The sequence below is a fragment of the Zarconia navalis LEGE 11467 genome (assembly GCF_015207075.1).
In the GTDB taxonomy this organism is placed as follows: domain Bacteria; phylum Cyanobacteriota; class Cyanobacteriia; order Cyanobacteriales; family Geitlerinemataceae; genus Zarconia; species Zarconia navalis.
This window is the reverse complement of record NZ_JADEXN010000133.1, coordinates 1-10397: the sequence shown is the minus strand read 5'-3', so window position 1 is coordinate 10397 and position 10397 is coordinate 1. Positions and strand designations below refer to the sequence as shown.

12 protein-coding genes are annotated in these 10397 nt (G+C 48.9%); 9 read left to right on the top strand and 3 right to left on the bottom strand.

Annotation, left to right across the window (positions count from 1 at the left end; genetic code table 11):
* Window positions 1-142: 142 nt before the first annotated feature.
* The 3 genes from ispG (at window position 143) to IQ235_RS09160 (ending at window position 3555) form a co-directional block, all read left to right on the top strand.
* Window positions 143-1369, top strand: a complete 1227-nt coding sequence (gene ispG, locus IQ235_RS09170; RefSeq protein WP_264321174.1) for a (E)-4-hydroxy-3-methylbut-2-enyl-diphosphate synthase — start codon at window positions 143-145, stop codon at window positions 1367-1369.
* Window positions 1370-1505: 136 nt separating this feature from the next.
* Complete coding sequence (gene ctpC, locus IQ235_RS09165; RefSeq protein ID WP_264321173.1) at window positions 1506-2765, top strand: carboxyl-terminal processing protease CtpC; 1260 nt, start codon at window positions 1506-1508, stop codon at window positions 2763-2765.
* A 358-nt stretch (window positions 2766-3123) separates the two neighbouring features.
* A complete protein-coding gene (locus IQ235_RS09160; RefSeq protein ID WP_264321171.1) occupies window positions 3124-3555 on the top strand; it encodes a DUF3887 domain-containing protein in 432 nt (143 codons plus the stop codon).
* A 309-nt stretch (window positions 3556-3864) separates the two neighbouring features.
* Here the strand turns inward: IQ235_RS09160 and fabI are convergent, their stop codons facing one another.
* Window positions 3865-4641 (bottom strand): enoyl-ACP reductase FabI, encoded by a 777-nt coding sequence (fabI, locus tag IQ235_RS09155; RefSeq protein WP_264321170.1) that lies wholly within the window; start codon window positions 4639-4641, stop codon window positions 3865-3867.
* A 355-nt stretch (window positions 4642-4996) separates the two neighbouring features.
* Between fabI and psbE the strand changes: the two genes are divergently transcribed.
* The 4 genes from psbE to IQ235_RS18970 all read left to right on the top strand — a co-directional run bounded on the left by psbE (window position 4997) and on the right by IQ235_RS18970 (window position 6033).
* On the top strand, window positions 4997-5245 hold the full coding sequence (psbE, locus tag IQ235_RS09150) for a cytochrome b559 subunit alpha (RefSeq protein ID WP_264321169.1): 249 nt from the start codon (window positions 4997-4999) through the stop codon (window positions 5243-5245).
* Window positions 5246-5267: 22 nt separating this feature from the next.
* Entirely contained in the window at window positions 5268-5402 is a 135-nt protein-coding gene (psbF, locus tag IQ235_RS09145) for a cytochrome b559 subunit beta (RefSeq protein WP_264321168.1), read from the top strand.
* Between the two features lie 9 nt (window positions 5403-5411).
* The gene (gene psbL, locus IQ235_RS09140) at window positions 5412-5534 is read left to right on the top strand and encodes a photosystem II reaction center protein PsbL (protein ID WP_264321167.1); all 123 of its coding nucleotides are present in this window, start codon (window positions 5412-5414) and stop codon (window positions 5532-5534) included.
* Between the two features lie 262 nt (window positions 5535-5796).
* Window positions 5797-6033, top strand: coding sequence for a photosystem II reaction center protein J (locus IQ235_RS18970; RefSeq protein WP_441373254.1), 237 nt, complete (start codon window positions 5797-5799; stop codon window positions 6031-6033).
* A 234-nt stretch (window positions 6034-6267) separates the two neighbouring features.
* On the opposite strand, the gene IQ235_RS09130 is transcribed toward IQ235_RS18970, so the two are convergent.
* Together IQ235_RS09130 and ntcA are read right to left on the bottom strand one after the other, a co-directional pair.
* Window positions 6268-7785 (bottom strand): DUF3084 family protein, encoded by a 1518-nt coding sequence (locus IQ235_RS09130; RefSeq protein ID WP_264321166.1) that lies wholly within the window; start codon window positions 7783-7785, stop codon window positions 6268-6270.
* A 110-nt stretch (window positions 7786-7895) separates the two neighbouring features.
* Window positions 7896-8567, bottom strand: a complete 672-nt coding sequence (ntcA, locus tag IQ235_RS09125) for a global nitrogen regulator NtcA (RefSeq protein WP_264321165.1) — start codon at window positions 8565-8567, stop codon at window positions 7896-7898.
* A gap of 620 nt (window positions 8568-9187) precedes the next feature.
* Between ntcA and IQ235_RS09120 the strand changes: the two genes are divergently transcribed.
* Together IQ235_RS09120 and IQ235_RS09115 are read left to right on the top strand one after the other, a co-directional pair.
* A complete protein-coding gene (locus IQ235_RS09120; RefSeq protein ID WP_264321164.1) occupies window positions 9188-9424 on the top strand; it encodes a DUF7219 family protein in 237 nt (78 codons plus the stop codon).
* A 122-nt stretch (window positions 9425-9546) separates the two neighbouring features.
* Window positions 9547-10397 (top strand): FG-GAP repeat domain-containing protein (locus IQ235_RS09115; protein ID WP_264321163.1); only part of this gene is annotated, 851 nt, incomplete at its 3' end.

Below are 10397 nucleotides of genomic sequence, written 5' to 3'. Positions count from 1 at the left end.
CTGTCATCTGTTACCTTCCCCTCACCGCGTCCCCCATCCCAATCGCGCCCGATCGAATTGCCCCCATTTGTGGCAACCTGAATACAGAAGAATTTTGCGCAATTGTATTGGTTGCGATCGTCACAACTCCCCAGCTCGAACTATGCAAACATTGCCCAACGCTCCCCAGACGGCATCTACTCTCGACTCCCACCCCATCGAGACCGCCATTCGCCGACGCAAGACTCGTCCGGTGAAAGTGGGGAACATCACGATCGGCGGTGGGTATCCCGTTGTAGTGCAGTCGATGATCAACGAAGATACCATGGACGTGGAAGGGTCGGTGGCCGCGATTCGCCGCTTGCACGAAATTGGTTGCGAAATCGTCCGCGTTACCGTACCGAGTTTGTCCCACGCGAAAACCCTAGGAGACATCAAGCAGAGGCTGATCGACACGTATCAAGATGTCCCTCTGGTGGCTGACGTACACCACAACGGCATGAAAATTGCCCTAGAAGTTGCCAAACACGTCGATAAGGTGCGCATCAATCCGGGGTTGTATGTCTTTGAGAAACCCAAAGCCGATGGTGGCGAGTACACCCAAGCCGAATTTGACCAGATCGGAGATAAAATCCGCGCCACCCTCGAACCGTTGGTGGTGTCGCTGCGAGAGCAAGGAAAAGCCATGCGCATCGGGGTCAATCACGGTTCTCTTGCCGAACGAATGCTTTTTACCTACGGCGATACCCCCGAAGGCATGGTGGAATCGGCACTGGAGTTCATAAAAATTTGCGAATCTTTGGATTTTCGTAATATTGTCATTTCCCTCAAAGCCTCTAGAGTTCCGGTAATGATTGCGGCATACCGCTTGATGGTTCGGCGTATGGACCAACTGGGTATGGATTACCCCCTGCATTTGGGGGTAACTGAAGCTGGAGATGGAGAATACGGTCGAATCAAGTCTACGGCGGGAATTGGAACGCTTTTGGCCGATGGCATTGGCGATACGATTCGTGTTTCTCTGACCGAAGCCCCTGAAAAAGAAATTCCAGTTTGTTACAGTATTTTGCAGGCACTGGGATTGCGAAAGACCATGGTGGAATACGTGGCTTGCCCTTCCTGCGGACGGACTTTATTCAATTTAGAAGAAGTTCTGCATCGAGTACGCGAAGCCACCCAACATTTAACCGGTTTAGATATTGCCGTGATGGGTTGCATCGTCAACGGACCGGGTGAAATGGCTGATGCCGATTACGGTTACGTGGGCAAACAACCGGGCTATATTTCTCTGTATCGAGGTCGAGAAGAAATTAAAAAAGTGCCTGAATCGCAAGGTGTGGAGGAGTTGATCGACTTGATTAAAGCCGATGGACGATGGATCGATCCTTAAACGGTCCGATCGCAATTTCCGGAGAATTCGAGCGGGCGATCGCATAGGTAATTAGGCGATCGACCTTCCATAGTTGCTTGTGTTAGAGTGGGCATAACTTAGTATGAAAAAAATTCCCAATATTCGTAGTAGGCAGATGGCAATGACAACTCGTGGGCTAGTTGTAGGCGCGACAGTAATCGTGCTAAGCACGGTAACGATTGTGGGCGCGGGTCTTCATTTAAAAGGTCAAGCCTTTTTTCAAGATAGTCCCAAAGAGTTAGTTGATGAAGTCTGGCAAATTATCGATAAGAATTACGTCGATGCTACCTTCAATCACGTTGACTGGCGAGCAACTCGCGAAGAATATCTCGATCGTCCCTACACGGACCAAGAAGAAGCCTATACTGCCATTCGGGAGATGCTCGAGAAGCTCGAAGATCCCTACACGCGCTTCATGGATCCCGAAGAGTTCGAGAATATGCAAATCGATACTTCCGGCGAACTGACTGGGGTCGGCATTCAATTGGCTCAGGACGAAGAAACCGACAAACTGATGGTGGTTGCTCCCATCGAAGATACTCCTGCCTTTGAAGCCGGGATTAAAGCCAAGGACGTCATCGTTGCCATTGACGGTCAAAGCACCGAAGGAATGACGATTAACGAAGCGGTGAATCTGATTCGCGGCCGAGTGGGAACGTCAGTTAACTTAACGATTTTGCGCGACGAAAGCGAAACCATCGAGTTTCCCATTACCCGCGCTCGTATTGAAATTCACCCCGTTCGCTACAGCTATCAAAACCAGAACGGAGGCGTGGGTTACATTCGCCTGACCAACTTCAGCGCCAATGCCGCCGAGGAAATGCAAGAGGCGATTGAAGACCTCGAAACGCAAAACGTCGTCGGCTACGTTCTCGATTTGCGCTCTAATCCCGGTGGATTACTCTATTCGAGCGTCGAAATCGCTCGGATGTGGTACGATGACGGCTCGATCGTCTCGACGGTCAACCGTCAAGGCTCGATCGACATTCAAGAAGCCAACGGAGGCGCTCTGACCGATAAACCTCTCGTGGTGCTGGTGGATGGCGGTTCGGCAAGCGCGAGCGAGATTCTCTCGGGCGCTTTGCAAGACAACGATCGAGCGGTTCTGGTGGGGACTCAAACCTTCGGAAAAGGCTTAGTACAATCCGTACGCGGCCTCGGAGACGGGTCTGGACTTGCCGTGACAATTGCCAAGTATTTGACCCCCAACGGTCGGGATATCAATGAAGAAGGTATTAGTCCGGATATCGCCATCGAGCTAACGGAGGAACAACGGGAAGAACTGCGGCTCGATCGCACGCTCATCGGAACCTTGGAAGATCCTCAGTACGCCAAAGCCATTGAAATTTTAAACCAACAAGTCGCAGCCCAGTAATTCGATGGGACGGTTCGCCGAGCCGAGTTCCTGACGACATCTGACCCATCGATCGGTCATTGCCTGTGAATCTCAAATAATTTATTGGGTTAGCGCCCCCAAGTCACTCGTTCTCAGATGCTTCTGGGAACGATTATTTTTGGATACCGTCTTTCTTGGGCATGACGGTGAATGTGAAACATCAACCTCTCATCGGAACGACGTTGGAGGAGAGCGAAAACCATTTGATGTCACCCAGCCCGAACTGGAAGCCTCAGTTTTCTAAACTTGAGGATTCTAGCACTAGAGAGCATCAATCTCTAGAACCACAAATGAAACTCACAAGAGCGTTATGGTATATCTACACGATTGCAAAACATTGGGAAAAAAATTTCTTGTGGTGGCAACGCTTGCCATCACTGCCCTCGGCTCGGGGTTAACTCTCAAAGCCCACGCAACAAAACTTGCCAGCCCGTCGGCTCTAACGTTTCAAGCCCAAGACTATCAGACGAGCGCCGAGCAATTTGTGGACGCAATGGCTCGTGACGATATGGAACGAGCTAGAGAGTTTTTACATCCCACTCTTCAAGAAGAACTGACCGCCGAAGCCCTTCGACAAAACTGGCAAGAATTACTGGCGGTGACGGGGAAATTCCAAGAGCGTTTGAGTTCGAGCACGATCGAAAATGCGAGTACCAATGAGAACTTGGTGCTCGTTTCGATCCGATTTGAAAACGTTACAGACGATTTGCTCGTGATTTTCAACAATAAACAAGAAGCGACCGGTTTTGATTTTCCCCAAGTGGAATAAGCCACAGCAATCTCACGAAGCTGGCGAGATCGAACTAGGACTTACGCACAGATACTAAATTGACCCAGGACGAAAGTCGGTCGAGTCTGAATTTGCGTAAGTCTGGAGGCACTCGAAAGGGTAAAAGATCGGATGCGTCGGGAAAATTTTTCTCGTGTAAGGGACTTGCAAAGAAATAAAGTACCCGCGCCTCAAAGATACGGGGTAGGGGACTTGCGGCCGTTGACCCCAGGACTCGGGTACACTATTTTCCCGCACATCCCTAACTCCGTGCGCTCGAGTTGAGGGCATCGCACCTAGCCCCTTGACCTACATTCCCATAATCGAGTAACCCGAATCGACATAGACAACCTGTCCGGTAATCCCACTAGCGAGATCGCTGCACAGGAATGTCGCCGCATTACCCACTTCAAGCTGTGTCACCGTCCGCTTCAACGGCGCGGTTTCTTCAACATGATGGATCATATCCAAAATTCCCCCCACTGCCGAAGAAGCTAGAGTGCGGATGGGCCCGGCCGAAATTCCATTAACGCGCACGTTCTGCGACCCCAATTCTGCCGCTAGATAGCGCACGTTCATTTCTAAGGCCGCTTTGGCAATACCCATCACATTATAGTTAGGGATGACTCGTACGCCGCCGAGGTAGCTCAGGGTGAGAATACTTCCTCCTTCTGACATCAGCGGTTTGGCAACCGCACTCATTTGAATCAGGGAATAGGCACTAATTTCTAGGGCTTGAGTGAATCCCGCTCGTGAAGTTTGGCTAAAATCACCGCTGAGTTCGTCCTTTCCTGCAAACGCCAGGCAGTGGACGAGGATATCGAGTCGATCCCATTTTTCTTCGATCGCGTCGAAGGTAGACTGGAGTTGAGCTTCGTCTTGCACGTTGCACGGTAAAACCAACTCTGGATCGAGCGATGCACTCAGATCTGTTACCTTTTTCTGGGCACGTCCGCGATCGTCGGGCAAGTAAGTTACACCCAGGGTGGCTCCGGCTTTGTGCAACTGTTGGGCGATGCCCCACGCAATGGAGCGATTGTTGGCAATTCCGGTGACCAGGGCTTTTTTTCCAGTCAAATCTAGCATAAGGCTCTATCACTTCGATCGACGATCGGCGCGCGTATTGTCCGAATATCATTATCGGATGGTTTCGGCGCTTTTTTGGCAAAAAATTCGCAGCCGCTCTCCAATCCGATCGAAGAGCGACCTCATTCGCGTCGTGGAGACGGTAGGAACCCCTTTAGTTACATCGTCAGACTTTTCTACCCCAATTTTGGGAACCTGGATGGATCGAAAACAACTCGGTTCGGCATCGTCGATCGAATCGATTCGCTTAGTTCTCGCCCGTTCCTTTATATTTAGCTTGATTAAGATCCCTAATATTTTGTATCATAAGCTTAGATTTTAGAATCTCAAACCTGTTTCCATAGGAGAACTTTTTATGTCGGGTACCACTGGAGAACGTCCGTTTTCAGATATTGTTACTAGCGTTCGGTATTGGCTAATTCATGCCCTGACAATCCCCATGCTCTTCATTTCCGGCTGGCTGTTCGTCAGTACCGGTTTGGCTTATGATGTGTTTGGGACTCCCCGTCCAGATGAGTACTACACTCAAGAGCGCCTAGAGTTGCCCATCGTGACCGATCGCTTTGAAGGTACGGGGCAAATCCAAGAATTTATGGGTAAATAACAACGCAAGGAGTTTTAAAACAATGACTGGTCCAACATCCAACGAGCCTGTTTCTTATCCCATTTTTACCGTTAGATGGATCTCGGTACATACTTTAGCCGTCCCGACGATTTTCTTCTTAGGGGCAATCGCCGCAATGCAATTTATTCAGCGCTAGGAGACTTCTATGCCAACTCGTAGTACAAATCCAAACAGACAATCCGTTGAGTTAAACCGTACGTCACTTTACTTGGGTCTTTTGCTGATTTTCGTGCTGGGGATCTTATTCTCAAGCTATTTCTTTAACTAACTGAATTTTTTAAAATTCAAGTTACCATCAGCAAGAGTTAAGCGAACAGCCCCGTCTCTTAATATTCGAAGACGATTTTTTATCGTGCACCTAAAGAAGTAGAAGAGGCGGAGAAGCAGATCGATGTGCTTTTAACATTGAACTTTTAACCGGAAGTCCATAACTTTCATCGATTGAATAAAATATTGAGTACCGTAGGGCATACGGAAACTTTTCGGCTAAAAACCGGTAAACGCTTGTGGAGAAGAGACTATTTTGAGTTGTGGAAACACAGTTCAAGCCGGTTACTTCGCTCGAAGCAAGAATCTCTGCAACTAAAGTTGCAGGGAGTGTCAAATCAGTTAAATCACTTTTATCGATTGTTTGGAGGTCTTTTAAAATGTCAGAAGGTGGCAAAATCCCTCTGTGGATTGTTGGTACAATTGCCGGGTTAGGTGCAGTTGGAATTTTGTTTTTATTTTTCTACGGTTCCTATGGTGGTGTAGGATCTGCACTGTAGAAAAGTCCGACTCAATGAACGCAATTCATCGATCTCTGGTTCGGATAATTGCTGAGAATCTTCTCTTGGTTTGACTAGACTCTGTACTTAATTAACCTAACTTAATTAAAAGTATTTAACCGAACTTAAGATTTCGTCTTCAAAAGCCGCCGATCGAATTGAGAAAGGTGGCTTTTGTTCGTTGATTTTAGTTGATTTTATCTGTAGATTGATTGAAATTGCTGCTTGGGTTTTCTAACTGCTTTCCAAGATGACCTCGCCATTTTGAAGGGCAACCAGTTTCAGATTAAGAGGACCTGCGGTATAAGTCAGTTCCGTTGCAATTGCCCGAACTTCGAGTGGGGTTTGTTGCTCCTGAAGGGCTTTAATAAAGTCGATCGCACTCTCAGGACGACCGTCTGCGACTTGAATGCGCTCTGCGAGAATTCCTTGCTGTACCGCCCGCAGTTTAGAAGCTTCGAGTAGAATCTCAATGCGTTCGAGCACTTCATCATCGCTCATGGTTGAGGTGTCGAGAGAAACTTCCGCCACCGGTTCCCCCTCATCAAAAACGAGTTGATTCCGCGCCACCGATATCGTTACATCGACTTCGTTTTCTCCCAAGATGTAATTACCAGCCGAGTGCACCCGCACGACGTATTCTTCCCCACTTTGAATTTCCTCCATCAAGGCCTCTAACTCCGAAGGAGCTGCCTTAAGAATCGGGTCTTCCTGAGTCGTTCCGGGACGAGTTAGCTGAGTGGCCACGTGGTTGGCTTCCCCCAAAATACGCCCGATTGCCCGTTCGATATTTGTCGGAGTTGCCTGGGAGCGAACAATTCGCACGACACCCGAGGCCAAAACTTGTCCGCGACCGATGGCCACTCGACGCTCTCGCAACAAGCGAAAATTTTCCTCTAAAACGCCAACCTGTTCTTGGAGAAGGACTTGCTTATTTTCGAGGTCTTCAAGGAGGCTTTCCCGTTCGGCTAAAGCTCGATCCTGTTCGCGCAACTGCTTGTCTTGCTCGGCTAACGCCGTTAGCTGTTGCTTTTGGGTCTCGACCTGTTCCTCGTTGCGGCGAACGAGCTGCTGGCGATCGCTCTGGAGATTTTCGATCGCCAATCGCAGTCTTTCCTGCTCGGATTGACGTTCTCTTTGCAGGTTATCGATCGCCGAGCGCAGTCTTTCCTCCTGAGCGATAATTTGACTGAGTCGATCGTCTTTTTGACTCAACTGCGTTTCCGTTTGCGCGAGTTGCTCGTCTTTTTGACTCAACTGCGTTTCCGTTTGCGCGAGTTGCTCGTCTTTTTGACTCAACTGCGTTTCCACACCTTGCAATTCCTCTTGAGTCAGATCGAGTTGTTCCTGGGTCTGTTCCTGTTGGCTCGATACCGTTTCGAGTGACTCGTTAATCGCATTCAAACGCTGTCTTGCTTCGGTTTGAGCGCTAGCAAGTTCCTGTTGTACCTGAGTTTTCTGAGTTTGGGTGCGCTCGAGATCCGTGCGCGCTTTTTCCAAATCTCCCTGGAGTTCCTCTAGCTCGAAAATCCCCGTTCGCAGTTGCTTGTCCGCCGCTAGTAAAATACCCAACGTAGATGCCGCAACAACACTTCCCGTCAGAACCGTGACAAGAGTTGCCGTTTTGCGAGGTCGCAGCTTAAACAAACTCAACCGTGCTTTGCCAACTTTAGTGCCGATCCGATCTCCGGCGGTGGCGAGCGCACCCCCTAACACTAAAACGGCCACAATCAAGATATACCCGGTGGTCATCAATATTGATGTGGTAGGAACTACGCTTATTGTGCCATTTCTACAGCATTACGTACGATCGGATTTCCGATCTTCGCACAGCCGATGGTATTGAGAAGAGAAAACTCGGTTCAAGTAAATTGCTGGCTCAGTTCAACGGGGTTGTGAACGGTAATCTTCTTTTTGTGGATCGAGATCATTTTTTCTTGACGCAGATCTCCCAACAAACGAGTCACCGTGACGCGAGTCGAACCAATTGCTTCGGCGATCGCCTGATGGGATAGCTTGAGGTCGATCGTAATACCATCCGCACTCGGGATGCCAAAATCGCGACAGAGAATTAACAAAAAACTCACCAATCGCGATCCCATATCCCGATGGGCGAGGGTTTCGATCATCATCTCCGTTTGCAAAATTCGCGAAGACAAGCCCTGTAACATCAGCATGGAAAGATCGGGATCTTCTTTGAGGGCTTTTTCTACCTGTTCGATGGGCACAGACAATAATTCAACGGGAGTGAATGCCACCGCATGGTAAAACCGATCGGAACGATGACCGGTAATCAAAGATAGAACCCCAAAAACGCTATTTTCTCTGAGCAGGGCAACGGTAATTTCTTCTCCCGCTTCGTAAACGCGGGACAGTTTAACCGCTCCTTTCAATAAGAAGTAAACTCGCTCGGCGGGATCGCCGGGAAAAAAGATGGTTTTACCCCGATCGAACGTTTCGACGACAGGTGGAAACACGCCGGTACCCATCTGGCAAAACATGGCTGCAAGTGGTCTATCTGGTATCACAACCATCTTTCTCTCCCTTCATGATATGTTTCGGATGCTTTTCGGCTCGCCGATCCAAGCCTGTCCTACATTGCGATCGACCGTCAGATATCTCTGACGCGCTTTAACTTAGGATACTTCAAAATTCCCCGCGTAACATTCTCCAAGGGCAATTGACGACCAAAGAGCGCAGAATTTTTGAGTGAGGAGATCGCGTCGTTCCCCAATCCTGAGGCGGTTATACTCACCCCCTGGCAAAATTGAGAGACAACAAGCCAGATCGAACTTTGACCGGGGCGCGTCATTCGTTAAATATAGAAGTCTTTGAGAACCAGGATTTGACGGCGATCGAATAAAAATAGCTCCCAAAGCTGGAAGCCATACTGAGTCGGAGATGTGCGGCTAACTGATGACAGGTTCTAAGCGATCGGGGCTGATAGCATTTCACCCATCGAAGCCCGCAAAGGAATCGACACAGGACACAAATCTATAAAAGTGGGAGTAACTTAGATTTCATTTCCATGGTGTCGTGGTGGTTAGAATGGATACATTCAAAACCAATAGAAGAATATGTCTCTCGAAATTGATGTTGGGGTACACCTTCCCTCTATTGAAATATCGAGTTAGCATACTTTCAGGAGAAAATAATGGAAGATCGATCGGAGTTTTTATATCCTCGCAGTCGATATCACGGAGATTTTACGCCAGAACACGTTGTCTTCAATGCAAATTTACAGGAATTTGCCCAAAAAATTACCTACATTTGTAATTTAGAAACAAATGGAAAACTTTCTCCCGACACCGCGTACCGAGAAATTAAAGCACTCTGGAAACAGCTCAAACAGTCAAAAAAAGAACTCAAGATTGGAGATCGATCTTCATAAACCTAACTCTCTCGAAATTAGCCCGCACGGGCCAACTGCTCCTGACACTTCAGGCTAAGCGGTTGCTTTAGTTCCAACTCTAAAATGGTATAAGCTGTCGTCCGATCGGATTCCCCACTGCCATGTTTAGAAATTACAGTCACTTGCTACTGGACAATCCCGCTCAACTTAACTATGGCCTTGCTGTATCCGATCTCGATGGAGATGGTGCGTTCGAGCTATTCGTTGCCGGTTTTAGTGGTACGAATCTGGTTCTCAAATGGAACGGTGAAGGCTTTGTGAATATTGCCGACCCCACATTAGCCGATCCCGAAAGAAAGGCGATTGGGGTGGCAACAGGAGATATTGATGGGGACGGACGCGAAGAAATTTACGTCCTCAATACCGATACATTTTCCGGTCGAAAACAATTTGGAGATCGCCTCTTTCGCTACCGAAATGGGGAGTGGAACGATTTGTGTTCCCAATCTGAATATCGCTCGGTTCTCAACCTAACAGCCGGACGTTCTGTCGTGTGCGTCGATCGTTTCGGAAAAGGTCGCTATGGCTTTTTTGTTGCCAATTACGGCGGTCCCATGGGCTTGTACGAACTAGACGACGCAAATGGAGTCGAGAAACTCGTCGATGTTGCCCCAGACGCCGGGCTCGCCGCGATCGCCGGAGGGCGGGGTTTGGTATCTCTGCCACTGGTCACCCCTCATATGGATATCTTTGCAGCGAATGAGAACGGCCCGAATTTCTTGTTTTGCAATCGCGGCGACGGAACCTACGAAGAAACCGCCCGAGACGCCGGATTGAGCGACGATCTCGAGCACGGACGCGGTGTCGCTTTTCTCGATGCCGATGGCGATGGAAAATTTGATGTGGTCTATGGCAACTGGGAAGGACACCATCGGCTGTTTTTGCAAGGAGCAACCGGTCACTTCCGCAATGTCGCCCCCGAAGAAATGGCTCGACCATCTCGCATTCGCAC

What these genes read in the sequence shown, in the direction of transcription:
- fabI (WP_264321170.1), bottom strand. Translation starts at nt 4,641, where the DNA reads ATGCTAGATTTGACTGGAAAAAAAGCCCTGGTCACCGGAATTGCCAAC.
- IQ235_RS09130 (WP_264321166.1), bottom strand. Translation starts at nt 7,785, where the DNA reads ATGACCACCGGGTATATCTTGATTGTGGCCGTTTTAGTGTTAGGGGGT.
- ntcA (WP_264321165.1), bottom strand. Translation starts at nt 8,567, where the DNA reads ATGGTTGTGATACCAGATAGACCACTTGCAGCCATGTTTTGCCAGATG.
- ctpC (WP_264321173.1), top strand. Translation starts at nt 1,506, where the DNA reads ATGGCAATGACAACTCGTGGGCTAGTTGTAGGCGCGACAGTAATCGTG.
- psbF (WP_264321168.1), top strand. Translation starts at nt 5,268, where the DNA reads ATGACTGGTCCAACATCCAACGAGCCTGTTTCTTATCCCATTTTTACC.
- IQ235_RS09120 (WP_264321164.1), top strand. Translation starts at nt 9,188, where the DNA reads ATGGAAGATCGATCGGAGTTTTTATATCCTCGCAGTCGATATCACGGA.
- ispG (WP_264321174.1), top strand. Translation starts at nt 143, where the DNA reads ATGCAAACATTGCCCAACGCTCCCCAGACGGCATCTACTCTCGACTCC.
- psbE (WP_264321169.1), top strand. Translation starts at nt 4,997, where the DNA reads ATGTCGGGTACCACTGGAGAACGTCCGTTTTCAGATATTGTTACTAGC.
- psbL (WP_264321167.1), top strand. Translation starts at nt 5,412, where the DNA reads ATGCCAACTCGTAGTACAAATCCAAACAGACAATCCGTTGAGTTAAAC.